The sequence below is a fragment of the Streptomyces sp. AC555_RSS877 genome (genome assembly GCF_019049245.1).
GTDB lineage: Bacteria > Actinomycetota > Actinomycetes > Streptomycetales > Streptomycetaceae > Streptomyces.
On sequence record NZ_JAGMUK010000028.1, the window covers coordinates 26,121 to 50,685 of the forward strand.

Annotated in this window: 23 protein-coding genes and 1 pseudogene; 14 read left to right on the forward strand and 10 right to left on the reverse strand. The window is 70.4% G+C overall.

Translation table 11 applies throughout. The features are described from left to right. Window positions 1-55 precede the first annotated feature (55 nt). The 7 genes from KUM49_RS12745 (at window position 56) to serC (ending at window position 6,993) form a co-directional block, all read left to right on the forward strand. Window positions 56-1,864, forward strand: coding sequence for a sensor histidine kinase (locus tag KUM49_RS12745; RefSeq protein ID WP_217236903.1), 1,809 nt, complete (start codon window positions 56-58; stop codon window positions 1,862-1,864). Continuing rightward, on the forward strand, window positions 1,861-2,268 hold the full coding sequence (locus tag KUM49_RS12750; protein ID WP_217236904.1) for a roadblock/LC7 domain-containing protein: 408 nt from the start codon (window positions 1,861-1,863) through the stop codon (window positions 2,266-2,268). Before KUM49_RS12745 ends, KUM49_RS12750 begins: the two co-directional genes overlap by 4 nt. Beyond that, window positions 2,265-2,612, forward strand: a complete 348-nt coding sequence (locus KUM49_RS12755) for a DUF742 domain-containing protein (RefSeq protein WP_217236905.1) — start codon at window positions 2,265-2,267, stop codon at window positions 2,610-2,612. Before KUM49_RS12750 ends, KUM49_RS12755 begins: the two co-directional genes overlap by 4 nt. Then, window positions 2,593-3,255 (forward strand): ATP/GTP-binding protein, encoded by a 663-nt coding sequence (locus KUM49_RS12760; protein ID WP_374200149.1) that lies wholly within the window; start codon window positions 2,593-2,595, stop codon window positions 3,253-3,255. Before KUM49_RS12755 ends, KUM49_RS12760 begins: the two co-directional genes overlap by 20 nt. Beyond that, on the forward strand, window positions 3,252-4,460 hold the full coding sequence (locus KUM49_RS12765; RefSeq protein ID WP_217236906.1) for a cytochrome P450: 1,209 nt from the start codon (window positions 3,252-3,254) through the stop codon (window positions 4,458-4,460). The genes KUM49_RS12760 and KUM49_RS12765 overlap by 4 nt, the downstream gene beginning before the upstream one ends. Window positions 4,461-4,530: 70 nt before the next feature. Next, the gene (locus KUM49_RS12770) at window positions 4,531-5,769 is read left to right on the forward strand and encodes a cytochrome P450 (protein ID WP_217236907.1); all 1,239 of its coding nucleotides are present in this window, start codon (window positions 4,531-4,533) and stop codon (window positions 5,767-5,769) included. Window positions 5,770-5,874: 105 nt separating this feature from the next. Next, window positions 5,875-6,993, forward strand: a complete 1,119-nt coding sequence (serC, locus tag KUM49_RS12775) for a phosphoserine transaminase (RefSeq protein WP_217236908.1) — start codon at window positions 5,875-5,877, stop codon at window positions 6,991-6,993. Between the two features lie 74 nt (window positions 6,994-7,067). Here the strand turns inward: serC and KUM49_RS12780 are convergent, their stop codons facing one another. The 3 genes from KUM49_RS12780 to KUM49_RS12790 form a co-directional block, all read right to left on the reverse strand. Beyond that, window positions 7,068-8,597 (reverse strand): cellulase family glycosylhydrolase, encoded by a 1,530-nt coding sequence (locus tag KUM49_RS12780; protein ID WP_217236909.1) that lies wholly within the window; start codon window positions 8,595-8,597, stop codon window positions 7,068-7,070. A gap of 130 nt (window positions 8,598-8,727) precedes the next feature. Further along, complete coding sequence (locus tag KUM49_RS12785) at window positions 8,728-9,549, reverse strand: ABC transporter permease (RefSeq protein WP_217236910.1); 822 nt, start codon at window positions 9,547-9,549, stop codon at window positions 8,728-8,730. Next, window positions 9,546-10,523 (reverse strand): ATP-binding cassette domain-containing protein, encoded by a 978-nt coding sequence (locus tag KUM49_RS12790; protein ID WP_217236911.1) that lies wholly within the window; start codon window positions 10,521-10,523, stop codon window positions 9,546-9,548. The genes KUM49_RS12785 and KUM49_RS12790 overlap by 4 nt, the downstream gene beginning before the upstream one ends. Before the next feature lie 86 nt (window positions 10,524-10,609). Between KUM49_RS12790 and KUM49_RS12795 the strand changes: the two genes are divergently transcribed. Continuing rightward, window positions 10,610-11,419 (forward strand): TetR/AcrR family transcriptional regulator, encoded by an 810-nt coding sequence (locus KUM49_RS12795; RefSeq protein WP_217236912.1) that lies wholly within the window; start codon window positions 10,610-10,612, stop codon window positions 11,417-11,419. Here KUM49_RS12795 and KUM49_RS12800 read toward each other — a convergent pair. Further along, window positions 11,399-12,379 carry a WD40 repeat domain-containing protein gene (locus KUM49_RS12800; protein WP_217236913.1) on the reverse strand — a complete coding sequence of 327 codons (981 nt, stop codon included), beginning with the start codon at window positions 12,377-12,379 and terminating at the stop codon, window positions 11,399-11,401. The two genes, KUM49_RS12795 and KUM49_RS12800, sit on opposite strands and share 21 nt — an antisense overlap. 89 nt (window positions 12,380-12,468) lie before the next feature. Here KUM49_RS12800 and KUM49_RS12805 point away from each other — a divergent pair, with 89 nt between their 5' ends. After that, window positions 12,469-13,143, forward strand: coding sequence for an SGNH/GDSL hydrolase family protein (locus KUM49_RS12805; protein WP_217236914.1), 675 nt, complete (start codon window positions 12,469-12,471; stop codon window positions 13,141-13,143). 24 nt (window positions 13,144-13,167) lie between these two features. On the opposite strand, the gene KUM49_RS12810 is transcribed toward KUM49_RS12805, so the two are convergent. Further along, complete coding sequence (locus KUM49_RS12810; protein WP_217236915.1) at window positions 13,168-14,091, reverse strand: nuclear transport factor 2 family protein; 924 nt, start codon at window positions 14,089-14,091, stop codon at window positions 13,168-13,170. Between the two features lie 118 nt (window positions 14,092-14,209). Between KUM49_RS12810 and KUM49_RS12815 the strand changes: the two genes are divergently transcribed. Next, window positions 14,210-15,205: an aldo/keto reductase gene (locus KUM49_RS12815; protein WP_217236916.1), complete on the forward strand. Its 996-nt coding sequence runs from the start codon at window positions 14,210-14,212 to the stop codon at window positions 15,203-15,205. A 198-nt stretch (window positions 15,206-15,403) separates the two neighbouring features. Here KUM49_RS12815 and thpR read toward each other — a convergent pair. Further along, window positions 15,404-15,977, reverse strand: a pseudogene (gene thpR / locus KUM49_RS12820) (RNA 2',3'-cyclic phosphodiesterase). Between the two features lie 278 nt (window positions 15,978-16,255). Between thpR and KUM49_RS12825 the strand changes: the two are divergent. Then, on the forward strand, window positions 16,256-16,780 hold the full coding sequence (locus KUM49_RS12825) for a GNAT family N-acetyltransferase (RefSeq protein ID WP_217236917.1): 525 nt from the start codon (window positions 16,256-16,258) through the stop codon (window positions 16,778-16,780). A 46-nt stretch (window positions 16,781-16,826) separates the two neighbouring features. Here KUM49_RS12825 and KUM49_RS12830 read toward each other — a convergent pair whose 3' ends face one another. After that, entirely contained in the window at window positions 16,827-18,176 is a 1,350-nt protein-coding gene (locus tag KUM49_RS12830) for an MFS transporter (RefSeq protein WP_217236918.1), read from the reverse strand. A 25-nt stretch (window positions 18,177-18,201) separates the two neighbouring features. Beyond that, on the reverse strand, window positions 18,202-18,639 hold the full coding sequence (locus tag KUM49_RS12835; RefSeq protein WP_124441237.1) for a MarR family winged helix-turn-helix transcriptional regulator: 438 nt from the start codon (window positions 18,637-18,639) through the stop codon (window positions 18,202-18,204). 149 nt (window positions 18,640-18,788) lie between these two features. Here KUM49_RS12835 and KUM49_RS12840 point away from each other — a divergent pair, with 149 nt between their 5' ends. Then, window positions 18,789-18,971, forward strand: coding sequence for a BrnA antitoxin family protein (locus KUM49_RS12840; protein WP_254401146.1), 183 nt, complete (start codon window positions 18,789-18,791; stop codon window positions 18,969-18,971). A gap of 7 nt (window positions 18,972-18,978) precedes the next feature. On the opposite strand, the gene KUM49_RS12845 is transcribed toward KUM49_RS12840, so the two are convergent. After that, window positions 18,979-20,430 (reverse strand): NCS2 family permease, encoded by a 1,452-nt coding sequence (locus KUM49_RS12845; RefSeq protein ID WP_217236919.1) that lies wholly within the window; start codon window positions 20,428-20,430, stop codon window positions 18,979-18,981. 133 nt (window positions 20,431-20,563) lie between these two features. Here KUM49_RS12845 and KUM49_RS12850 point away from each other — a divergent pair, with 133 nt between their 5' ends. Continuing rightward, window positions 20,564-20,815 (forward strand): DUF2530 domain-containing protein, encoded by a 252-nt coding sequence (locus KUM49_RS12850; protein WP_217236920.1) that lies wholly within the window; start codon window positions 20,564-20,566, stop codon window positions 20,813-20,815. A 372-nt stretch (window positions 20,816-21,187) separates the two neighbouring features. Next, window positions 21,188-23,581: an HAD-IC family P-type ATPase gene (locus tag KUM49_RS12855; RefSeq protein WP_217236921.1), complete on the forward strand. Its 2,394-nt coding sequence runs from the start codon at window positions 21,188-21,190 to the stop codon at window positions 23,579-23,581. Window positions 23,582-23,593: 12 nt separating this feature from the next. Here KUM49_RS12855 and KUM49_RS12860 read toward each other — a convergent pair whose 3' ends face one another. Next, entirely contained in the window at window positions 23,594-24,490 is an 897-nt protein-coding gene (locus KUM49_RS12860) for a hypothetical protein (RefSeq protein WP_217236922.1), read from the reverse strand. Window positions 24,491-24,565 lie beyond the last annotated feature (75 nt).

A 24,565-nucleotide genomic window follows, 5' to 3' on the forward strand; every position in this document is an offset into this window, starting at 1 on the left:
GGGCCGCCCGCGACCCGACGGCGTCCGCCCGAGGACCCGACCGAGGATCCCCTTCATGACCGCGCCCACGCTCCCCGGCGAACGCCCCGCCGTCCGCACCGTCGCACCGGCCCTGCTGCTCACCGCCGTCCTGTCCGCCCTCGCGGTCGCCGGCGCGGTCGCGGGGGCGCCCTCGTCCGTGCGCACCCCGCTGGCCTGGGGCGCGAGCGCTGTCGCCCTGTTGCTGTGCGCGGCCGTCACCCTGGCCTCCCACGGCTTTCAGACGGCCCGGCTCACCCGCCGCCGGCTGGAGGCCGTCACCCTGGACGCCGGACGACTGCTCCAGGAACGGGCGCGAATAGCCGAGGAGTCCCGCCGGGAACACGACCGCCTGACCGGCGACCTGGCCCGGGAACGCGCCCGGCTGAGGGCCGAGCTCGACCGGGAACGCACCCGGTTCACCGAGTCCTTCGCCCAGGAACGTATCCAGCTCACCGAGTCCTTCGCCCAGGAACGCGCACGCCTCACCGTGTCCTTCGCCGACGAGCGCATCCAGCTCGCCGAGGAGCGCGACCGCCTCGCCGACGAGAACTCCCGGCTCAGCGAACAGTTCCGCCGGGCCACCAGCGAGCGCGCCGCCGCGATCTCCGCCACCGCCAACGCGGCCGGCCGGATGCAGGCCATCGCCACCGGCATGCTCGCCGACCTGCGGGCGATGGAGGAACGGCACAGCGACGAGGACGTCCTCGCCGACCTGCTGCACCTCGACCACCGCACCGCGCAGGCGGGCCGGCTGGCCGACTCGGTCGCGGTCCTCACCGGCGCCCGCTCCGGCCGCCGCTGGGCGCGCCCCATCGTCATGGAGTCGATCCTGCGGGGCGCGATGGGCCGCATCAGCGGCTATCAGCGGGTGCGCGTCCACTCGGCCAGTGAGGCCGCCGTCGCCGGCCACGCCGCCGAGGGCGCGATGCACGCGCTCGCCGAACTCCTCGACAACGCCGCCAACTTCTCGCCGCCGACCGCCGAGGTCCATGTGTACGTGGAGGAGGTACCGGCCGGCGTGATCGTGTCCGTGGAGGACAGCGGACTCGTCATGGGCGAGGTGCAGCTGCGCCGGGCCGAGGAGGCCGTCTCCGGCGAGTCCCCCGGGCTCGGCGGTCTCACCGGCACCCGGCTCGGCCTCTCCGTGGTCGGCCGGCTGGCCCGCAAGTACGGCCTGAAGGTCTCCTTCCGGCCCTCCGCGCGCGGCGGCACGGGCGTCCTGTTGCTCATCCCGCAGGACATCCTCACCAGCCCGGCCGCAGCCGAGCCGCCCGCCGCACCGCCGAGTCCGCCCGCCGCACCGCCGCCACGCCCCCGCGCGACCCCCGCCCCGGCCGACTCCACCACCGGCCCGAGCCCCGATCCCGTAACAGGCCCCGATCCCGTACCGCTGTCGCCGTACGACTCCACGGACCCCGATCCCGTACCCCCGTACGACTCCACGGACCGCGATCCCCTGCCGGTCCACGAGTCCGCGGACAGCGCGGTGGCGGACGAGTGGCCCGCGGGCCTGCCCAAGCGCCGCCGTGGCCTGACCCTGGCCGAGGCCGAGCGACGGCTCGGCGCGGGCCGTACCACCGAGCCGCGGCCCGCGCCCGCCGCCGACGACGCCACGACCCGGGCGAACCGCTTCAACAGCTTCCGTCAGGCCGTACGGGCCTCCGGAAACGACCAGGCCGCCCCCGGCCCGGCCGCCCCGGACCAGGCCGCCGCCCTCCAACCCCCCGCCGCCCCGCACCAGGACGGCGGCCCAGGTGACTCCACCGTCGCCGCACCGGCCGAGGCGACCCCCGCCACCCCGTCACACCAGCACGCGCACCCGGAAGGCGACCCCACCTCATGACCGGCACGACCACCGCCGACGAGAAGCTCACCTGGCTCATCGAGGGCCTCCTGGAGCGGACCCCGGGCGCACGGCACGCCCTCGTGCTGTCCCGCGACGGCCTGAAGCTGTGCCGTACGCCGGAGCTCACCGTCGACCAGGCCGATCAGCTCGCCGCGATCGCCGCGGGCATCCAGTCGCTGTCCCACGGGGCGTCCGTCGAGTTCGGCGACGGCAGCGGGGGCGTGCGGTCGGCGATGACGGAGTTCTACGGAGGCGTCCTGTTCATCGTCGAGGCCGGCCAGGGCGCGCACCTCGCCGTGGTCACCACCGAGGACGCGGACGTCGGGCTCGTCGGCCACAACATGAGCGAGCTCGTGGAGCAGCTCGGCGAGCACCTGACCGCGCAGCCGCGTACGTCATGAGTCGGCCCGGCAGGGACGACGCCCCGGACCGTCTCTACACCCTCACCCAAGGGCGCACCCGGTCCGGTTCCGACAGCCCGTTCGACCTGGTGACCCTCGTCGTCGCCGAGAGCGACCCCAGGCCCGGCATGCAGTCGGAGCACGTGGCGATCCTCAGGATGGCCGAACGCCCCACTGCGGTCGTCGAGGTCGCAGCCGAGCTGCGGCTGCCGGTGAGCATCACCAAGGTCCTGCTCTCCGACCTTCTCGCGGCGGGCCGCGTCAGCGCCCGCCACCCGTACACGGCAGCCGTACCCGAACCCGACCTCCTGGAACAGGTGCTCGTTGGACTCCGCAATCTCTGACGCGCGCACCCCGTTGGGTGCCTCCGCCGACAACGGCCTGAAGATCGTGGTCGTGGGCGGCTTCGGCGTCGGCAAGACGACCCTGGTCCGCTCGGTGAGCGAGATACGTCCCCTCAACACGGAGGAGACGATGACCCGGGCGGGCGAAACGGTCGACGACATCAGCGAGGTGAGCGGCAAGACCGCGACCACCGTCGCCTTCGACTTCGGCCGCATCACGCTCGACGCCCGCAACGTGCTGTATCTGTTCGGCGCGCCCGGCCAGGAACGGTTCTGGTTCCTGTGGGACCGCCTGTTCTCCGGCACGCTCGGCGCGGTCGTCCTCGTCGACACCCGCCGTATCGACGACTCCTGGTACGCCATCGACCGCCTGGAACACCACGGCACGCCGTTCATCGTGGCCTGCAACGACTTCGGCGGTCCCGCCTTCGCCGCGGCCGACGTCCGCGAGGCCCTCGACCTCGACCCGCACGTGCCACTGATCGACTGCGACGCCCGTTCCCGCGCGTCCGGCAAGCAGGTTCTCATCACGCTGGTCCAGCACATCAAGGACCAGTACGCCGGCCGAGACCGGTACCCCGGCCAGGACCGGTACGCCGACCAGGCCGCCCAAGCCGCTTTGCCCCGACAGGAGTTCGTGTGACCACCGAAGCCGTCCCGCTCAGCGGCCCCCGGTTCCAGACCGAACCCGCCCGTCTGTACCGGGAGATGCGACGCGAGCACGGCCCCGTGACGCCGGTGCTGCTCGACGGCGACGTGCCCGCCTGGCTGGTGCTCGGCTACCGCGAGCTGCACCAGGTCACCGGTGACCCGGTCCTGTTCAGCCGGGACTCGGACCTGTGGAACCAGTGGGACACCATCCCCGACGACTGGCCGCTGCTGCCGATGATCGGCCGCAAGCAGCCGTCGATCCTCTACACCGTCGGCGAACGCCATCGCGAGCGCGCCGCCATGATCAGCAACGCGCTGCAGGAGGTGGACGCCTCCGAACTGCGCGGCCACGCCGAGCGGTTCGCCGACGAACTGATCGACGCGGTGTGCGCCAAGGGCGAGTCGGACCTCATCGCGAACTACGCGATGCTGCTGCCGGTGCGGGTCCTCGCCCGCCTCTTCGGCTTCTCCGACGAGCAGGGTCCGGGCCTGGTCACCGCCCTCAACGACATGATCGACGGCCGGGACAGGGCGATCGCGGGCCAGACCCATGTGATCAGCTCCATGGCCGGACTGCTGGCCGACCGGAGGGCGAACCCCGCCGAGGACGTCGTGTCCCGGATGCTCGCCGACACCTCCGGCTTCACCGACGAGGAGATCGGCCAGGACGTCGTGGTGATGCTGGCGGCGGGCCACCAGCCCACCGCCGACTGGATCGGCAACTCGCTGCGGCTGATGCTCACCGACGACCGTTTCGCCGCCTCCCTCTTCGGCGGCCGCAACAGCGTCGCCGAGGCCATGAACGAGGTGCTGTGGGAGGACACCCCCTCGCAGAACATCGCCGGCCGCTGGGCATCCCGCGACACCCACCTCGGCGGGCGCCGCATCCGCGCCGGCGACCTGCTGCTGCTCGGCCTCCAGGGCGCCAACTCCGACCCGCAGGTACGCACCGACGGGTCCGCGCTCACCGGCGGCAACAACGCGCACTTCTCCTTCGGGCACGGTGAGCACCGCTGCCCGTTCCCGGCGCAGGAGATCGCCGAGGTCATCGCGCGGACAGCCATCGAGGTCGTACTGGACCGGCTGCCCGACATCGACCTGGCGGTGCCCGCCGAGTCCCTCACGCGCCGGCCCTCGCCCTGGCTCAGGGGACTGACCGAGCTGCCGGTCCGGTTCACGCCGGTGCCCGCGCTCTGACCTTCGCCGGCGCCTGCTCGCCGACACAGGAACGACGTAACACCCCGACCCCGCCCTGGAGGCACTCCGTATGACGACCGGCATCGAAGAGACCCGTATCGCCCTCGACGCCTTAGTCACCGACCTGGAGGGCGAGAGCGCCAGGCTGCGCGAGGCGGGCCCGCTGGCCGCCGTCGAACTGCCGGGCGGTGTCCCCGTCTGGGCCGTCACCCACCACGCCGAGGCCAAGGCACTGCTCACCGACCCCAGGCTGGTCAAGGACATCAATGTCTGGGGCGCCTGGCAGCGCGGCGAGATCCCCGCGGACTGGCCCTTGATCGGCCTCGCCAACCCGGGCCGTTCCATGCTCACCGTGGACGGCGCCGACCACCGTCGGATGCGCACGCTCGTCGCGCAGGCGCTCACCCCGCGCCGGGTGGAGCGGATGCGGGAACGGATCACCGAGCTCACGGAGGGACTGCTCGACGATCTCCCTGGTGACGTCACCCTCTCGGGTGGCGTCGTCGATCTGAAGGCGGCCTTCGCGTACCCGCTGCCCATGTACGTCATCGCCGACCTGATGGGCATCGAGGAGTCGAAGCTGCCCCGGCTCAAGGAGCTGTTCGAGAAGTTCTTCTCGACGCAGACCCCGCCCGCCGAGGTCGTCGCCACGCTCACCGAGCTGGCGGGCATCATGGCGCAGACGCTCGCCGCCAAGCGCGCGGAGCCCGGCGACGACCTGACGTCCGCCCTGATCCTGGCCTCCGAGAACGGCGACCACCTCACCGACCAGGAGATCGTCTCCACGCTCCAGCTGATGGTCGCGGCGGGACACGAGACGACGATCTCACTGATCGTCAACGCGGTGGTCAACCTCTCCACCCACCCCGACCAGCGTGCCCTGGTCCTTTCGGGCGCGGTCGACTGGTCGGCGGTGGTCGAGGAGACCCTGCGCCACTCCACCCCCACCTCACACGTCCTGATCCGCTTCGCCACCGAGGACGTCCCGGTCGGCGACCGGGTGATCCCCGCGGGTGACGCGCTGATCGTCTCGTACGGCGCGATAGGCCGCGACGAGCAGGCGCACGGCCCGACGGCGGGCGACTTCGACATCACCCGGGAGACGAGGAGCCGCCACATCTCCTTCGGGCACGGCCCGCACGTCTGCCCGGGCGCGGCCCTGTCCCGCCTGGAGGCCTCGGTGGCGCTGCCCGCTCTGTACGAGCGCTTCCCGGGGCTGGACCTGGCGGTCCCGGCGAGCGAGCTGCGCAACAAGCCGGTGGTGACCCAGAACGACCTCTTCGAACTGCCGGTTCGGCTGACCCCCTAGATCCGCACGCGTGGGGCTGCCCACCAGTTCCACCTACTGGAGCGACCGTCTCATCGAACGGACACCGCTCCATCCGGTTTCACCGAAAGAGATACCCTCCGAAACGTGGCCGACATCCAGATTCCCGCTGACATCAAGCCCGCCGATGGACGCTTCGGTGCGGGCCCCTCCAAGGTGCGGACGGAGGCGCTGGACGCACTCGCCTCCACCGGTACGTCCCTCATGGGCACCTCACACCGCCAGGCCCCCGTCAAGAACCTGGTCGGCAAGGTCCGTGAGGGCATCTCCGAGCTGTTCCAGCTCCCCGAGGGCTACGAGGTCGTCCTCGGCAACGGCGGCTCCACCGCCTTCTGGGACGTCGCGACCCACGGCCTCATCGACAACAAGTCGCAGCACCTCACCTTCGGCGAGTTCAGCTCCAAGTTCGCCAAGGCCGCGGGGCTCGCTCCGTGGCTCGCCGAGCCGACCGTCATCTCCTCCGACCCGGGCACCCACCCGGAGCCGCAGGCCGAGGCGGGCGTCGACGTGTACGCCTTCACGCACAACGAGACGTCCACCGGTGTCGCCGCGCCCGTCAAGCGGGTGCAGGGCGCCGACGCGGGCTCCCTTGTCCTCGTGGACGCCACCTCCGGCGCCGGCGGCCTCCCGGTCGACATCGCCGAGACCGACGTCTACTACTTCGCCCCGCAGAAGTCCTTCGCCTCCGACGGCGGCCTGTGGATCGCCGTCTTCTCCCCGGCCGCGATCGAGCGCGCCGAGCGCATCCACGCCTCCGGCCGCCACGTGCCGGAGTTCTTCAGCCTGCCGACGGCGATCGACAACTCGCGCAAGAACCAGACGTACAACACCCCGGCGCTGGCCACTCTCTTCCTCCTCAACGAGCAGCTGGAGTGGTTCAACGGCCAGGGCGGCCTCGCCTGGTCCACGGCCCGCACGAAGGACTCCTCGACCCGCCTGTACGGCTGGGCCGACGAGTCCAAGTACGCGACCCCCTTCGTCACCGACCCGGCCAAGCGCTCCCAGGTCATCGGCACGATCGACTTCTCGGACGAGATCGACGCCGCGGCCGTCGCCAAGGTGCTGCGCGCCAACGGCATCGTCGACACCGAGCCCTACCGCAAGCTCGGCCGCAACCAGCTCCGCGTCGCCATGTTCCCGGCGGTCGCCCCGGCCGACGTCGAGGCGCTGACCAAGTGCATCGACTTCGTGATCGAGAAGCTGTAGTCGTTTCGAGCGGTACGACGAGGAAGGGCGCCCGGTGATCACCGGGCGCCCTTCCTCGTGCCTCACGCGGTGGTTCAGGTCGCCGTGCAGGTCACCGTCGGCACACCTCCGCCCCCGGGCGCGCCCCCGAACCCGAAGCTCGCCGAACCGCCCGCCGCCACCGCCCCGTTGTGCGAGGCGTTCACCGCGCTCACCGTCGCCCCGGACTGGGTGTACGACGCGTTCCACATGCTGGTGACCTTCTGCGCGCCGGGCCAGGTCCACGTCACCTTCCAGGACGTGAGCGCGGTGGTGCCCGGGTTGGTCACCTTCACCTCGGCGTTGAAGCCCGAGCCCCAGTCGCTGCTGACGGTGTAGGCGGCGGTGCAGGCGGCCGTGCCCCCGCCGGGGCCTCCCGGGTCACCGGGGTCGGTGGGGTCACCCCCGCCGCCCGCCGCGAATCCCGGCGCCTTGATGCTCGCCAGGTAGCCGTCCTTCACCGTGTCCACGGTCGACCAGTCGTCCTTGAGGATCCCGCCGGTGTCACCGGAGTTGGGGTTCCAGGACCAGAAGGTCCAGTGGAAGGAGTCGGAGCCGTACGCGGACGTCGAGCGCAGGTAGGTCACCAGTGCGGCCAGCCACTTCTGGTCCACGGTGGACTGGAGTGTCGTACCGAACTCGCCGACCCACACGGGCGCGATGTTCTGCTTGAAGATGTAGCCCCAGTACTTGTCCCAGATGCCCGGCATGTTGGCGGGGAACGACGGGTCGCCGAACCAGCTCTGCTGGGCCACGCTCGTGGCGTAGTCGTGGGCGGAGTACACGACCCGGTTCGGCACGTCGAGGCGTACCGGGTACTCGGCGACGCCCATCAGGTTGCCGCCCCACCAGCCGGAGACGCCGTTGAAGGTCTGCACGCCCTCGACGAGGATCAGCAGGTCGGGGTTGACGGAGAGCACCGCGTTGCCGGCCCGCTCGGCGGCCAGGCGCCAGTCCCTCGTCGTGTCGCCGCAGCCCCAGCAGGCCGGGTCGTGCGGCTCGTTGTGCAGGTCGATGCCGATGACGGTGGGGTTGCCCTTGTACCGGGTCGCGAGCGCCTTGAGGTTGGTGATCCAGGTCGACTCGGGGACCGCCGAGGTGTACCACAGCGCCGACTGGCCGGCCGCGTCCGGGCGGTGCCGGTCGAGGATGACCTTCAGGCCGTCCTGACCGGCGTACGAGACGATCCTGTCCAGGACCTGGAGGGAGGTGAGTCCCCGCAGGTCGGCGTTCTTGCCGCCGGAGAAGTCGATGTTGTCGGGGACGGCACCGCTCTTGAAGATGTCGTCGCTGAAGGGCATGCGGAGGGTGTTGTAGCCCAGCGACTTCATCTGGTCGATCATGCTCTTGTAGTCGCGGGCCCAGAGGCCATGGGTGACGTGGTTGGCGGTCTCGAAGCCGAACCAGTTGATTCCGGCGATCCGGACGGGCTGCCCGGCGGCGTCCAGGATCTGACGGCCGCTGGTGTGCCAGTAGCCCGCCCCCGGTTCGGCCGCCTCGGCCGCGTCGGCGGTCTGGGCTGCGGTCAGGGGTAACAGGAGCGCCGCGGCAACAGCGCACAGCGCTTTTCGCAAGCTGTGGAACACGTCGCTGCTTCCTCTCGGGAGGCGCGGGCCCGGAACCGATGGGAGCGCTCCCACCGCACCACGCACCCCCCATGGAAGCCATCACCCATGAACACGTCAAGACAGCCGACGTCCCCTTGTGCGCCGGCCGTCACCGGCTCAGCTTCTGGAACCTCCGTACCGCGAGCGGCAGGAAGATCGCCGTGAGCACCACGGGCCACACCCCGGCCATCAGCAGCGCGTGCTGCTCGACCCAGGAGTCCCCGGTCCCGACCGGCGTTCCGAACAGCTCGCGGCTGGCCGCGGCCGTGGAGGAGATCGGGTTCCAGGCGGCCACATGGCCCAGCCAGTCGGGCATGAGCTGGGGCGCGACGAAGATGCTGGAGATCATGGTGAGCGGGAAGGCGACCGCGAACAGCCCGCCCGCCGCCTCCGGGTTGGGGACCAGAAGGCCCAGCCACACGCCGATCCAGATCAGCGCGAACCGCAGCCACAGCAGCAGTCCGAAGGCGGCGAGGAAGCCCCAGCCGCCGTCCGGACGCCAGCCCATGGCGAACGCGGTGGCCATCATGATCCCCAACTCCGCGCAGGCGACCAGCAGATCGGTCACCCCGCGGCCGGCGACCACGGCGGACGAGGCCATCGGCATGGAGCGGAAGCGGTCGATGACGCCCTTGGTGGAGTCGTAGACGACGACGGTGGCGGTGTTGATGAAGCCGAACGCCATCGTCATCACGAACATGCCGGGCATCAGGAAGTCCTGGTAGTCCCCGCCGCCGGGCACCTGCATGGCGCTGCCGAACACATAGCCGTACAGAAGGACGGACAGGATGGGGAAGCCCAGCTGCCAGGCGATGTTGATCGGCTGGCGCTGGTAGTGGGTCAGTCCACGGCGGACGATGTTCCAGCAGTCGGCGAGGGCCCAGTACACGCGGCCGCGGGCGTCCTGGCCGGTCAGGTCGACGGCGCTCATGCGACGGCCCTCTTCTCGGTCTGTTCGGTCGTCTCGGTCCGGTGTCCGGTCAGGCGCAGGAACACGTCGTCGAGGCTCGGCCTGCGCAGCCCGATGTCCTCGACCCGCACACCCTCGTCCTGCAGGGTCCGCGCCACCTCCGTCAGCGCCGACACCCGGTCGGTCACCGGGGCGTGCACCCGCAACTCGGTCTCGTCCGCCTCGGGTTCGCCGTCGCAGACGCGGGCGACGACCTTCACCACCCTCGGGATCTCCGACCGCTCGGCGACCACGACCTCGATACGGTCGCCGCCGATGCGGTTCTTCAGCCCGTCCGGGGTGTCGTCGGCGATGGCCCGGCCGTGGTCGATGACGGTGACGCGGGAGGCCAGCTTGTCGGCCTCCTCCAGGTACTGCGTGGTCAGCAGCACGGTGGTGCCGCTCGCCACCAACGCCCGGACGGAGTCCCAGACCTCACCGCGGCTGCGCGGGTCGAGGCCGGTCGTCGGCTCGTCGAGGAACAGGACGGCCGGGGCGAGGATCATCGACGCGGCGAGGTCGAGGCGGCGCCGCATGCCACCGCTGTAGCCGCCGACGCCCTTGTCGCCTGCGTCGGTGAGGTCGAACTGCTCCAGCAGCTCCACGGCCCGCAGCTTGGCGCGCCTGCCGCCCAGGTGGAACAGGCGGCCGAACATCTCCAGGTTCTGGCGTCCGGTCAGTACCTCGTCGACTGCCGCGTACTGCCCGGTGAGGCCGATGCGGGCGCGCACCTCGCGCGGCTGCCGGGCGACGTCGAGGCCGGCCACCGTCGCGTGTCCGCCGTCCAGCCGGACGAGCGTGGACAGGATGCGGACCGCGGTCGTCTTGCCCGCGCCGTTCGGCCCCAGCAGGCCGTGCACGGTGCCCTCGCGGACGGCCAGGTCGAAGCCGTCGAGGGCGCGCTTGTCGCCGTAGTGCTTCTCCAGGGCCTGTGCCTGTACGGCGTAACCCTCCATGAATCCCTCCTTAGGTAACTGAGTACACCGTACCCGATTGCGAGTACGACGTACCCAGTTTTTTCGCGAGGACTTAAGCTGGCCCCATGACGAGCGGCAAGGGCGGTACGGAGACCAGCGGCAGCGGCGACATCGTCCGCACCATGGAACTGCTGTGGGACACCGGCCGACGCCCCAGTCGCGGGCCCAAACCGGCCCTGACCCTGGACCGGATCGTGGAAGCCGCCGTCCGGGTCGCGGACTCCGACGGCCTGGACGCGGTGTCCATGCGCCGGATCGCCACCGAGCTCGGCACCGGCGCCATGTCCCTGTACCGGTACGTCCCCGGCAAGGGCGAACTGCTCGACCTGATGCTGGACCGCGTGCAGCGCCCATCGGAGAACCCCGCCGACCTCGGCGACGGCGGCTGGCGCTCGGCCCTGGAGGCCATGGGCCGCGCCACCCTCGCGCTCTACCGCCGCCACCCCTGGCTGCTCCAGGTCAACCAGTCCCGCCCGATCCTCGGCCCGAGCGCCCTGGACGGCATGGAGAAGATCCTGTCCCGGATCAAGCCGATGGGGCTGAGCGACGCCGAGCTGGTCTCGGCGGTCATCATGATCGACGGCTATGTCGTCGGCGCCGCGCGCACCCAGCTGTACCAGCGGGAGGCGGAGCGCCGGACGGGCCTGACGGACACGGAGTTCTGGCAGGCCCAGACGCCGATGCTGGAGAAGATCATGCAGTCCGGACGCTTTCCCCTGCTCGCCTCCCTCGACGAGGACGCCTGGGGCCCCGCCTTCGACCACTTCGAGTTCGGGCTGCAGCGGATCCTGGACGGGCTGGAGGTGTTCGTCGACGAGCGGGCAGCGAAGGCAGCGGGCGAGCGGGCAGCGGGCTCACGAACGGCGACGGAATAGCCGCCGGAAGCCGATCACGGCCGCCAGGGCGACGGCCGCGGCGATCGCGCCGACCTTGACGTTGCTGCCGCCGTCGTCACTTCCGGTGTCGTTGCCGTCCGCGGAACTCCCCCCGCCGGAGGAGGACTCGGACCCGGTGTCCCCAGGCGCGTCCTCCGGCTTCACGGGACTGTCGGCCCCTTCGGCGCCGAACATGAGCGTCGACCCGTCGTCGGTGTAGGTGACGGACTCGCCCTGCCCCAGGAACGGCACGCCGACCCGCTCCAGCCGCTTGATCTTCCCGCCGCTCCAGTCGTAGGCGATCGCCCCGAAGTAGCTGCGCACGACAAGGTGTTCACCGTCGGGCGACAGGGCCGCGTCGGTGGCCTCCAGGTCGGCGACGGGGGCGATGGGCTTGAAGACGTTGGTCCCGGAGGCGGAGAGCTCGGCCGGACCCTCGTACAGGTGCCCGCCCTTCTCGTTCTTGTCGACGATGTAGACCCGCCCGGTCTTCGGGTGCACGACCAGGGACTCGGCGTCCCGTGCCCCGTCCGAGTACTTCACGACGTACTGCGTGGCCCGGATCGTCTGGTCCCGCAACTCCTTGGGCTCGGGCAGCCGGTAGATCCACACATAGGGCCAGGTGCCGCCGAGGTTGTCGCCGATGTCGCCGACGTAGATCTCGTTGCCGGGGCCGATGGAGATGGCCTCGACGTCACGGGGGGTGCCCACCCCGGTCAGGGTGACGGTCGCGACGGTCTTTCCCGTCCCGCTGTCGACGGCGTAGAGGTAGGCCCCGTCGTCGCTGTCGTTGTGCGTCCAGTAGATGCCGGGGTGTTGGCGGGAGGCGGCCAGCCCGCTGGACTCGGTGATGCGGGGATCCGTGATGGTGAACTCCTTGTCGCCGTCGGCTGCGGAGGCCGGCAGGGCAAGCGCACCGACGAGGAAGCCCGCGGCGAGGAAGGCAAGGGAGCGACGCATGCCCCAAGCCTGCCATCCCGCGCCGCGATCCACGGATGGGTGGCGGTCCTCACACCCCGGCCGGCCCGCCGATCGTTCATCATGAGCGGATGCTCAGGTTCATGCCCGTCGGCGATTCCCAGACCATCGGCAGTGCCGGCGAACACACCTGGCGCTACCGGCTGTGGCAGCACCTGCGCGAGACGTACGGCGCCCCGTTCACCCTCGTCGGCCCGCGCGAGACGCTGTACGACAAGGCGACCGACACCCCCACGTCGTACGAGTACGCCGACCCCGACTTCCCGCGCTCGCACCTCGCGGGCTGGGGCGAGGGCTGGATGCACATGGCCCCGCTGATCGGCGAGGCGGTACGGGAACACCGGGCGGACGTCCTCCTGGTCGCGCTCGGCCTGATCGACCTGGGCTTCTACACCGACCCGGAACAGACGGCCGAGAACGCCCGCCGCTTCGTCACCGAGGCCCGCACGGCCAACCCGCGCGTCCGCACGGTCGTCCTCCCGGTCATCCCGAACACACTCGCCGAGTCGGACACCGCCTTCGCCGAGCAGGTCGCCCTCTTCAACGAACTGCTGGCGAAGACGGTCGCCGACCTGGACGAACCCCCCTCGCCCCTGCTGCTGGCGTCGCCGCCGGCGTCGTACGACATCCGCACGGACACCTACGACGGCACGCATCCCAACGCGAGCGGCGAGCACAAGGTCGCGGCGGCCTTCGCGGACGCGATGCACCAGGCGTGGGGCCTCGCGGAGCCGTACGACGGCTGAAGCACGGCGCAGGGGCGGCCGACTCTAGAACATCGTGTTGTCGTTCGCCGAAGTGGCCGGCACGTCCTGGAGCACGTCCCAGTGCTCGACGATCTTCCCGTTCCGCACCCGGAAGAGGTCCACGATCGCCTGGCCGCGTTCGCCCGGCGTGTTGACGTAGTGGCTGTGGACCGCGACCAGGTCGCCCTCGGCGACGATCCGCTTCGGCGAGACGGACAGCTGCGGGAACGCCTCGAAGTACCCGCCGAGGCCCGCCTTCACGCCCGCCACGCCGTCCGCGATGTTGGGGTTGTGCTGGTGGTACTCGGGGCCCCAGTACGTGTCGATCGCCGACAGGTCCTTCTTCACGAGGAGCTGCTCGAAGGCCTTGGTCACCAGCTTCTTGTTGTACGCCGTCAGCCACCGCGGCCCCGGCGCCTGAGTCCGCGGCCGACTCACCGTCGAGAACATGTCGTTGCCGTTGGCCGTGGTCTCCGGCACGTTCTGCGCGGCGTCCCAGTGCTCGGCGATCTTCCCGTCCTGGAAGCGGAAGATGTCGAAGACGGCCGAGCCCCGACTCCCCGGCGTCAGCACGACGTTGGAGTGCACGAGGACCAGGTCGCCCTCGGAGATGACCCGCTTGATGCCGTACTCGGCGTCCGGGAACTGCTGGTGCAGACCCGCCCCCAGGTTCTTCAGCGTCTCGGCGCCGTCGGGAGCGAGCGGGTTGTGCTGGATGTAGTCCGGCCGTACGAACCGGTCGACGACCTCGGTGTCGCCCTGCTCGAACACGCCCTTGAGGACGCGTACGGCAACGGCCTTCTGGTAGTCGAGCCGCGCTCCCTCTCCGTAGCGCACCGAGTGGTGTGCGGACGGGGCGGCGACGGCGGGTACGGCGGCGGTTCCCAGCAGGGCGCCGGCGGCGAGCGCGGCGACGACGATGCGGCGCGCGGGCGTGGTGGGGGTCACGATCGAGACTCCAGACCTTGAAAATTCAAGTTGATACTTCCCGAAGGAAAGCACTAACTTCCAGTTAGCGTCAAGGCTGCTTGCATAGAGCGCACTCCAGGCCGTTGGCTAGGCAGTCATGAAGTACACGCAGCTCGGACGCACGGGACTCAAGGTCAGCCGACTGGTGCTCGGCACCATGAACTTCGGTCCGCAGACCGACGAAGCGGACAGTCACGCGATCATGGACGCGGCACTGGACGCGGGGATCAACTTCTTCGACACGGCGAACGTGTACGGCTGGGGCGAGAACAAGGGCCGTACCGAAAGCATCATCGGGAACTGGTTCGCCAAGGGCGGCGACCGGCGCGACAAGGTCGTCATCGCGACCAAGGTGTACGGCAACATGGCCGCGGACGGCGCTGCCGCCTGGCCCAACCACGACAAGGTGTCCGCCCTGAACATCCGGCGGGCGGTGGACGCCAGCCTCAAGCGGCTGCAGACCGACCACATCGATCTCTACCAGTTCCACCACATCGACCGCGCCACTCCCTTCGAGGAGATCTGGCAGGCCATCGACGTGCTCGTCCAGCAGGGCAAGATCCTCTACGTCGGGTCCTCCAACTTCCCCGGCTACAAGATCGCCCAGGCCAACGAGATCGCCGCCCGGCGCTCCGGCACCATCGGCCTCGTCAGCGAGCAGTGCCTGTACAACCTCGCCGAGCGCCGCGCCGAGATGGAGGTCATCCCGGCCGCGCAGGACTACGGCGTCGGCGTCATCCCCTGGTCGCCGCTCCAGGGCGGCCTGCTCGGCGGCGTGCTCAAGAAGGAGGTCAAGGGCGGCCGGCGGGCCTCGGGGCGGGCGGCCGACTCGCTCGCGAACCCGGCCGTACGGGCGCAGATCCAGTCGTACGAGGATCTGCTCGACAAGCACGGGATCGAGCCCGGCGAGGCCGCGCTGGCCTGGCTGCTCACCCGGCCCGGCGTGACCGGACCGATCGTCGGCCCGCGCACCGCCGAACAGCTCGACTCGGCCCTGCGGGCGGTCGAGCTGGAGCTGAGCGAGGAACTGCTGGCCGGGCTGGACGAGGTCTTCCCCGGGCCGGGGCCGTCGCCGGAGGCCTTCGCCTGGTAGGAGCGCCCCCGGAGGGGCGCGGGGAACCGCGCGACCAGCCGCATACGGCCCGCCGTGGGCGTACGCACGCGGTTCCCCGGGCGCTCCTTGCTCAGCAGCTACCTGCCGAGCGCGGCCGCCAGGGCAACGACGACGAACATCAGCACAAGCGCACCGGCCATGATCCGGTTCCGGGTTTTCGGGTCCACGCCTTCGAGCCTAACCGGCCGCGCCGAGAGACCAGCGGGCGACCGGCTCGTAACGCGGCTGCTCGCCCGGAACGCCCGACGCCGGCAGGTTGCTGCGGACCAGCGTCAGCTCGTCCACCGTCCAGGTGCGGCTGGTGAACGGCTCCATGGCCTCCAGGTACGGCCGCACGTCCACGTCGTCCCGGCTGCGGGCGACCGTCAGGTGGGCCTTGTAGCGGCGGTGCTTCCCCCATCGGTACACCCGCCTTGCGCGCCGCCGCCTCCGCCCGGTCGGCCAGCAGCCGCAGCGCGGGCAGGTCGCCCTCGGCGCCCGCCCACAGCGCGCGCCCCTTGCCGAACTGGCCCCCGCCGCGCACCGCCAGCGGGAAGGGTGCGGTGCGGTGGGCGGCCCGCTCCAGGCGCGCCGACAGGTCCGGCAGCAGGTCGTCGGCCACCTCGCCGTAGAACGCGAGGGTGAAGTGCCAGCCCGCCCTGCCGGTCCAGCGCAGGGCGTCCGCACCGGGCAGCCCGCGCAGGGCGGCCACCTCGGCGGCGAGTTCGGCGGCCACGTCCTCGGGTGGGAGCACGGCGGCGAAGAGTCTCATGCGGTCACCCTAGGAGTGTGTGCCGGTGGCCGCTTCCCCGTCCGCCGAAGACGCGTCCGGCTGCCCGCCAACTCTCCCTGGAACGCACGCGGTTGGTCACCTAGGGGGTGTTTCGAAAGTCCTGTGCGGTGCCCGCGGTGTCCGGTGCGTGCTCTCGGCGTGCCGGACGAAAGCTCTCGTACTGGACGTACTTGGGCTTTTGGCCGGTGCGGCGAGAGTGCGTGCCGGGCGCCGTGGGTGCTGTGCGGGACTTTCGAAACACCCCCTAGGGTGCCGTCATGGAGATCATCAGGATCAGGGCGGGCGGGCCCGGCGACATCCCCGCGATACTCGGCATGCTCGACAGCAGCGTGGAGTGGCTCGTCTCGCAGGGGCGCACCGGACAGTGGGGGACGAAGCCGCTGTCCGAGAGCCCGAAGACGGTGGAGTCGGTCACCCGGTACATGGACGAGGGCGATGTGTTCGTCGCCGAGGTCGAGGGCGTGCCGGCCGCCACCCTCACCCTCACCGACTCGGCCGGCGCCTACCTGTCCCACCTCACGCCCCCCGGCGAGCCCGAGCGGTACATCCACTGGCTCGCCTCCGACCGCCGCTTCAAGGGACGCGGAGTGGGCAGCGCGCTGCTCGCGCACGCGGCCGAGGAGACCAGGCGGGCGGGCGTCTCGCTGCTGCGGGTGGACTGTTACGCCGGCGACGACGGCAAGCTCGTCCGCTACTACGAGAGCAACGGCTTCACCCGCACCGAGGCGTTCACGGTCGGGGAGTCCGAGTGGCCGGGGCAGGTACTGGCCCGGAGGGTATGAGCCCTCCGGGTTCCAGTGGGGCGTACGACGGACGTGATACGGACGCTCAGGCCGCCGCGGCCAGCTCCTCCCGCTCCCGCGGCACGAACCGCACCTGCGGGTGTCCGCGGTTCCAGCCGACCGACAGCCGCAGGTTGCCGACGCGGGCCAGGACCAGGCCGATGGTCACGGCCGCGGCGACCGAGACGGCACCGCCCGCCGCCATGCCCGCCCGGACGCCGTACGCGTCCGTGATCCAGCCGGCGATGGGCGCGCCCACCGGCGCCCCGCCCATGAACACCATCATGTACAGGGCCATCACACGGCCCCGCATGGCCGGGTCGGTGCTCAATTGGACGCTGCTGTTGGCCGTGACGTTCACCGTCATGCCAAACATGCCGATGGGGACCATGAGCAGGGCGAACAGCCACAGGGAGGGGGCGGTCGCGGCCACCAGCTCCATCGCGCCGAAGGCCACCGCGCCCGCGACCAGCACCCGCAGCCGGGCCGTGCCGCGCCGGGCCGCGAGCAGCGCGCCCGCCAACGAGCCCACCGCCATCAGTATGTTGAAGAGGCTGTAGGCGCCCGCGCCCGCGTGGAACACGTCGTCGGCGAAGGCCGAGAGGTAGACGGGGAAGTTGAAGCCGAAGGTGCTGACGAAGCCGACAAGGACGATGGTCCAGATCAGCTCCGGCCGCCCGGCGACGTAGTGCAGGCCCTCCCGCAACTGGCCCTTTCCGCGCGGGGCCCGCTCGACGACGTGCAGCTCACGTGCGCGCATCATCAGCAGGCCGGCGAGGGGGGCGACGAAGGACAGGCCGTTGGCGAGGAACGCCCAGCCGGTACCGACGCCGGTGATCATCACGCCGGCCACGGCGGGGCCGATGAGCCGGGCCGACTGGAAGTTCGCGGAGTTGAGGCTGACCGCGTTCTGCAGCTGGTCGGGGGCGACCATCTCGGAGACGAAGGTCTGGCGGGCCGGGTTGTCCAGGACGGTCGCGAGGCCCACCGCGAACGCGGCGACGTAGACGTGCCAGACCTGGACGTGGCCGGAGAGGGTGAGCGCGGCGAGCGCGATGCCGGTGAGGGCCATCGCCGACTGGGTGAACAGCAGCGTGCGGCGCTTGGGCAGCCGGTCGACGAGGACGCCGCCGTAGAGGCCGAAGAGCAGCATCGGCAGGAACTGCAGGGCGGTCGTGACGCCGACGGCGGTGGCGGAGCCGGTGAGGCTGAGCACCAGCCAGTCCTGGGCGATGCGCTGCATCCAGGTGCCGATGTTGGAGACGACCTGGCCCATGAAGAACAGGCGGTAGTTCCTGACCTTCAGGGAGCTGAACATGGACGCGCGCTGGGGATCGGACAGGGAGTCGTGGGTGGTCGGTGCGGGGGCGGAGTCTGCTCCGGGTCCCGAACTCAAAGGGTCGCCTCCTCGTGAACGCTGCTTACAGGTGTGCGAGTTTCTCCAGAACGGGGGCGGCGGCGCGGAGTTTCGCCCACTCGTCCTCGTCCAGGCCGTCGACCAGGGTGGCCAGGAAGGCGTTGCGCTTGCGGCGGCTCTCCTCGAGCATCGCCTCGGCCTGCTCGGTCTTCGTGACGACCTTCTGGCGCCGGTCCTCGGGATGCGGCTCCAGACGGACCAGTCCCTTGGCCTCCAGCAGCGCCACGATGCGGGTCATCGACGGCGGCTGGACGTGCTCCTTGCGGGCGAGTTCGCCCGGGGTGGCCTTGCCGTGCAGGGACAGGGTGCCGAGCACCGACATCTCGGTCGGGCTCAGCGACTCGTCGACCCGTTGGTGCTTGAGCCGACGGGAGAGCCGCATCACGGCGGAGCGCAGGGAGTTCACGGCGGCAGCGTCGTCGCCATGGGTAAGGTCCGGCATCTCTTTAGGGTAACTCATTACCCTCGCTAAACAAGCTGGCGCGCGGCCGGATTCCCGTGACCCCCGCCACTGAACCCGATCATCACCCGTACGAGTGAGTCGGCGGCGGAAAGTGAACGCCGCACCGGTCCGCCCGCGACCCTCTGTTCATGGGGACCAGCGTGCTCAGCCTGCGGATAGACGGGGAGCTGTTAGAGCGGCTCCGGGGCCATGCGGCGAAAAGGGGGATGAGCGTCCAGGACTATGTGGTCCGGACGCTCGCTCGCGACGACTTCGACGAGCGGTTCCAGACCGCCGTCGAGGAGACGGAGAGGTTCTACGACGTGACCTGAGCGGGTCTCACGTCAGACCCAGCGCCGGCATCAGGTAGTAGAACGCGAACACCGCGGACACCACGTACATCGCGGCCGGGATCTCCCTGCCGCGGCCGGCCGTCAGGCGCAGCACCACGAAGGTGATGAAGCCCATGCCGATGCCGTTGGTGATCGAGTAGGTGAACGGCATCATCACCATCGTCACGAAGGCCGGGATCGCGATGGTGGGGTCGGCCCAGTCGATCTCCCCGACCGAGCCGGACAGGATCAGGAAGCCGACCGCGAGCAGGGCCGGGGTGGCGGCCTGGGAGGGGACCATCGTGGCGATGGGCGTGAGGAAGAGCGCCACGGTGAAGAGACCGCCGGTGACGACGTTCGCGAAGCCGGTCCGCGCCCCCTCGCCGACGCCGGCCGTGGACTCCACGAAGGCGGTGGTGGCGGAGGAGGAGCTCGCGCCTCCGGCGGCGACGGCGAGGCCGTCGACGAACAGGACCTTGTTGATGCCGGGCATCTGGCCCTGGGCGTCGGTCAGCTTGGCCTCGTCACTGACGCCCATGATCGTGCCCATCGCGTCGAAGAAGCACGACAGCAGCACGGTGAAGACGAAGAGGACGCCGGTCAGCACGCCGACCTTCGCGAAGCCGCCGAAGAGGCTGACCTCGCCGATCAGACCGAAGTCGGGGGTGGCGACGGGGTTCCCGGGCCACTTGGGCGTGGTCAGGCCCCAGGAGGGAACGTCCGCGACCGCGTTGATGATCACCGCGAGGACGGTCGTCGTGACGATCGAGACGAGGATCGCGCCCGAGACCTTGCGGACGATGAGGGCCAGGGTCAGCAGCGCGCCGAGGACGAAGACGAGCACCGGCCAGCCGTTGAGGTGACCGTCGCCGCCGAGCTGCAGGGGGACGGTGGTCCGGGCGGCGTCCGGGATGCGGGAGACGAAGCCGGAGTCGACGAGGCCGATCAGCATGATGAACAGGCCGATGCCGATGGAGATGGCCTTGCGGAGGCCGTAGGGCACGGCGTTCATCACGCGCTCGCGCAGGCCGGTGGCGACCAGGATCATCACGACGAAGCCGGCCAGGACGACCATGCCCATGGCGTCCGGCCAGGACATCCGGGGTGCGAGCTGGAGTGCGACGACCGAGTTCACACCGAGGCCGGCGGCGAGCGCGATCGGGACGTTGCCGACGACGCCCATCAGCAGGGTGGTGAACGCCGCGGTCACCGCCGTCGCCGTGACGAGCTGGCCGTTGTCGAGCTGGTGCCCGTACACGTCCTTCGCGCTGCCGAGGATGATCGGGTTCAGCACGATGATGTAGGCCATCGCGAAGAAGGTGGCGAACCCGCCCCGGATCTCCCGGGACAGCGTGCTGCCCCGCTCGGAGATCCGGAAGTGGCGGTCGAGGACGCCGTAGGCGGGCGTACTGCCCGGCGGCTGGGGCGCGGGGACCTTGGCGGGGGCCGAGGTGGGCATGCGTGACCTTTGGTGTTTCGTACGAAGAGAAGCGGCCGGAAAGCGGCCGGACAAAAACAGATTCAGTATGAACATATGACCCGGCCGGCGCCATCTCCGCGCGTAGACCTGATCGCCCTCGTAAGCTGTCCCCATGCAGAAGTGGACCCCCGAGCACGAGGCGCCGGAGCCCCTGGAGGGCCCCATCGTCCCCACCGTCATTGGGGGCACGATCCTCTGGTTCGTCCTCTTCCTGGTACAGCTCCCCTTCTACGGCTGGTTCGACGACCACGGCCACACGTGGTGGGTGTGGACCTGCCTCGCCGGAGCCGGCCTGGGCCTGATCGGCATCTGGTACGTCCGCAAGCGCGAAGCGGCGATCAAACGGGCAGCCGAGCCCAAGTAACCAACCGGGGACTCCGCCCCTATGCCCACCCACCACCCGTCCCGGCCGGCCGAATGGCCAGCCCCTTTCAGCCCGTCCGGCGTTTGAGGACGAGGCCCTTCGGGCCGAAGCGGGGTCTGGGGCGCAGCCCCAGCGGGGTTCAGGGGCGAAGCCCCTGGCGGGGTCGAAGGGGCAGCGCCCCTGGGGATGGGACGGGTAAGGGCGGCGGGGGCGAGGAAAAGGCTCCGCGTTGACCGCCGGGTGGGGCGGGTGCCGAGTGGCCACCGTCCCGTAGTACTACGGCACCACTCACTCCCCTCCCCCTCATCCCCAAGTCGGATCTTCCGCCCACTCACCGGGTGAAGCCGTAAATCCGCACGTACCGTCGAATGCATGACGCACATCGACGCGAGCGCCGAACTGGGCCCGGCGCGGCCGACGACGGTCATGACCACGGTGACCGGACTGACCGCCGCCGAGGTCGCCGAGCGGGTCGCACGCGGCCAGGTCAACGACGTGCCGGTCCGCAGCAGCCGGTCCACCGTCGAGATCGTCCGTGCGAACGTCTTCACCCGGTTCAACGCGATCATCGGCGTGCTGTGGGTGATCATGATGTTCGTCGCGCCGTTCCAGGACAGCCTGTTCGGCTACGTGATCCTCGCGAACACGGGCATCGGCATCATCCAGGAGTGGCGGGCGAAGAAGACCCTGGACTCGCTGGCCGTGATCGGGGAGGCCCGGCCGACCGTGCGGCGGGACGGGATCGCCTCCCAGGTCGCCACCAGCGACATCGTGCTGGACGACCTGATGGAGATAGGGCCCGGCGACAAGGCCGTGGTCGACGGAGTGTGTGTCGAGGCCGACGGGCTGGAGATCGACGAGTCGCTGCTCACGGGGGAAGCGGATCCGGTCGTGAAACGCCCCGGGGACCAGGTCATGTCCGGGAGTTTCGTGGTCGCGGGCGGCGGCGCCTTCCAGGCGACGAAGGTCGGCCGCGAGGCCTACGCCGCCCAGCTCGCCGAGGAGGCCTCCCGGTTCACGCTGGTCCACTCCGAGCTGCGCTCCGGCATCTCCACGATCCTCAAGTACGTGACGTGGATGATGGTCCCGACCGCGATCGGCCTGATCGTCAGCCAGCTGTTCGTCAAGGACAACGACCTCAAGGACTCCATCGCCCGGACCGTCGGCGGCATCGTCCCGATGGTCCCGGAGGGGCTGGTCCTGCTCACGTCCGTCGCCTTTGCGATCGGCGTCATCCGGCTCGGCCGGAAACAGTGCCTGGTTCAGGAACTGCCCGCCATCGAAGGGCTCGCCCGCGTCGACGTGGTCTGCCTCGACAAGACGGGCACCCTCACCGAGGGCGGCATGGACGTCACCGAGCTCAGGCCGCTCCAGGGGGCCGAGGAGCCGTACGTACGAATGGTGCTCGGCGCCCTCGGCGAGTCGGACCCGCGGCCGAACGCCTCCCTCCAGGCGATCATCGACGCCTACCCGAACGGCGTGGACTGGCGCTGCACCGAGTCCCTGCCCTTCTCCTCCGCCCGCAAGTACAGCGGCGCCTCCTTCAGCGAGGGCGACGGCGAGATCAGCACGTGGCTCCTCGGCGCCCCCGACGTCCTCCTCGCACCCGACGACCCGGCCCTGACCGAGACCGAGCGCCTCAACGAGCAGGGGCTGCGGGTGCTGCTGCTCGCGCGGGCCGCCCGTGACCTGGACGATCCCGAGGTCGGCCGGGGTGCCCGGCCCACCGCCCTGGTCGTCCTGGAGCAGCGGCTGCGGGCGGACGCGGCGGACACCCTGCGCTACTTCGACGAGCAGGACGTCCGCGCCAAGGTCATCTCCGGGGACAACGCGGTGTCGGTGGGCGCGGTGGCCTCGAAACTGGGACTGAGCGGAACCACCATCGACGCCCGTCGGCTCCCCGCCGACCAGGAAGGGATGGCCACGGCCCTCGACGAGGGCACGGTGTTCGGGCGGGTCACCCCGCAGCAGAAGCGGGACATGGTGGGCGCCCTGCAGTCGCACGGGCACACGGTCGCGATGACCGGCGACGGCGTGAACGACGTGCTCGCCCTGAAGGACGCCGACATCGGCGTGGCGATGGGCTCGGGCTCGGAGGCGACCCGGGCGGTCGCGCAGATCGTGCTGCTCAACAACAGCTTCGCGACGCTGCCGTCGGTGGTCGCGGAGGGCCGGCGCGTCATCGGCAACATCACGAGGGTCGCGACGCTCTTCCTCGTGAAGACGGTCTACTCGGTCCTGCTGGCGATCCTGGTGGTCTGCTGGCAGGTCGAGTACCCGTTCCTGCCCCGGCACCTGACCCTGCTGTCGACCCTCACCATCGGCGTCCCGGCGTTTTTCCTCGCCCTCGCGCCCAACAAGGAGCGGGCGAAACCCAACTTCGTACGGCGAGTGATGCGGTACTCGATCCCCGGCGGGGGGGTGGCCGCGACGGCGACCTTCACGACGTATCTGCTCGCCCGGCACCACTACACGGGCAGCGGCGCGCTGGACGCGGAGACCAGTGCCGCGACGCTGACACTGTTCCTGGTCTCGATGTGGGTGCTGGCGATCATCGCCCGCCCCTACACCTGGTGGCGCATCGGGCTGGTGGCCACGATGGGTGCCGGGTTCCTGCTGGTCCTGGTCGTACCGTGGCTGCAGGAGTTCTTCGCGCTGAAGCTGGTCGGCGTGACGATGCCGTGGATCGCGGTCGGCATCGCGGCGGTGGCGGCGGTCGCCCTGGAGGTGCTGTGGAGGGTGGTCGACCGCCGCGTCCCGGCGTAGAGCCGAGGGGAGTTACTTCACGTCGACGTAGTCACCGACGGCGCTGACCGCCGGCGTCGTCGTGGTGCCGGCGAAGCTGAAGCGCCAGTAGCCGTCGTAGCCGGCGGTGGCGGTGGCCTTCAGGTTGCCGTAGGAGTCCGAGTACACCGTCTTGACGGTGGTGTACGTGGTGGTGCCCGCCTTGCGGAACTGGAGCTTGACGGGCTGGTTGGTGTAGCCGTGGTAGTGGCCGTCCTCCCAGTTGGCGCGGGACAGCTTGCCCGTGGAGGTGATGGTCTTGCCCTTGTAGACGGGCTCGGGGCCGGCGTTGACCGTCAGCTTGGAGTAGCGCTGGACCTTGGTGGTGCCGAGGCTGCCCTGGTCGGTTTCGCCCTGGACGCTTCCGTCCTGGTCGCTGTAGGTGAGGGCCAGCGCGCCGGCCGTCCAGGTGCCGGCGTCGGCGTTGACCAGGTAGGCGTCGGCCGGGTAGATGTTGATGTCGCCCTTGCAGCTGGCGGTGGTCGACGAGGTCGCGGTGCAGGTCGCCGGGTAGTCGCCCCCCACCACGTTGCTCGGGGAGTCGTACGAGCCCTTGTAGATGACGGGGCCGGTGGCGAAGTCGTCGGAGGTGATGTCGACGTCCGTGCCGTGGGTCATCGTGTAGGTGACCGAGGTGGTGACCTCGTTGGTGGTGCCGACCTTGATCGCACTGGCGATCTTGAGGTTCGAGAAGGTGACGTCCGGGTCCGCCGCGTCGGCGGCGGTGCTGAACGTCGTGTTGCCGGAGCCGGCGGCGTGCGCCGCGGCGAAGGCCTTCGTGGCGTCTGTCCGGTAGGACGACGAGGTGTCGGCGGCCTGTGCGACCGGCGCGACGAGAGCGGACAGAGCCAGGGCGCCGGTGACGGCGGCCACGGTGGCACGAATGCGCATGTGCGTTCCCCAGGGGGAGAAGTGAGCTAGGAGTCTGTTGACTCACGCGATCAGATCCGCGACACATGTGCCTGG

Coding starts and splice junctions, on each gene's coding strand:
- KUM49_RS12745 (WP_217236903.1), top strand. CDS start 56: ATGACCGCGCCCACGCTCCCCGGCGAACGCCCCGCCGTCCGCACCGTC.
- KUM49_RS12750 (WP_217236904.1), top strand. CDS start 1,861: ATGACCGGCACGACCACCGCCGACGAGAAGCTCACCTGGCTCATCGAG.
- KUM49_RS12755 (WP_217236905.1), top strand. CDS start 2,265: ATGAGTCGGCCCGGCAGGGACGACGCCCCGGACCGTCTCTACACCCTC.
- KUM49_RS12770 (WP_217236907.1), top strand. CDS start 4,531: ATGACGACCGGCATCGAAGAGACCCGTATCGCCCTCGACGCCTTAGTC.
- KUM49_RS12785 (WP_217236910.1), bottom strand. CDS start 9,549: ATGAGCGCCGTCGACCTGACCGGCCAGGACGCCCGCGGCCGCGTGTAC.
- KUM49_RS12790 (WP_217236911.1), bottom strand. CDS start 10,523: ATGGAGGGTTACGCCGTACAGGCACAGGCCCTGGAGAAGCACTACGGC.
- KUM49_RS12795 (WP_217236912.1), top strand. CDS start 10,610: ATGACGAGCGGCAAGGGCGGTACGGAGACCAGCGGCAGCGGCGACATC.
- KUM49_RS12800 (WP_217236913.1), bottom strand. CDS start 12,379: ATGCGTCGCTCCCTTGCCTTCCTCGCCGCGGGCTTCCTCGTCGGTGCG.
- KUM49_RS12805 (WP_217236914.1), top strand. CDS start 12,469: ATGCTCAGGTTCATGCCCGTCGGCGATTCCCAGACCATCGGCAGTGCC.
- KUM49_RS12815 (WP_217236916.1), top strand. CDS start 14,210: ATGAAGTACACGCAGCTCGGACGCACGGGACTCAAGGTCAGCCGACTG.
- KUM49_RS12825 (WP_217236917.1), top strand. CDS start 16,256: ATGGAGATCATCAGGATCAGGGCGGGCGGGCCCGGCGACATCCCCGCG.
- KUM49_RS12835 (WP_124441237.1), bottom strand. CDS start 18,639: ATGCCGGACCTTACCCATGGCGACGACGCTGCCGCCGTGAACTCCCTG.
- KUM49_RS12840 (WP_254401146.1), top strand. CDS start 18,789: ATGGGGACCAGCGTGCTCAGCCTGCGGATAGACGGGGAGCTGTTAGAG.
- KUM49_RS12845 (WP_217236919.1), bottom strand. CDS start 20,430: ATGCCCACCTCGGCCCCCGCCAAGGTCCCCGCGCCCCAGCCGCCGGGC.
- KUM49_RS12850 (WP_217236920.1), top strand. CDS start 20,564: ATGCAGAAGTGGACCCCCGAGCACGAGGCGCCGGAGCCCCTGGAGGGC.
- KUM49_RS12855 (WP_217236921.1), top strand. CDS start 21,188: ATGACGCACATCGACGCGAGCGCCGAACTGGGCCCGGCGCGGCCGACG.
- KUM49_RS12860 (WP_217236922.1), bottom strand. CDS start 24,490: ATGCGCATTCGTGCCACCGTGGCCGCCGTCACCGGCGCCCTGGCTCTG.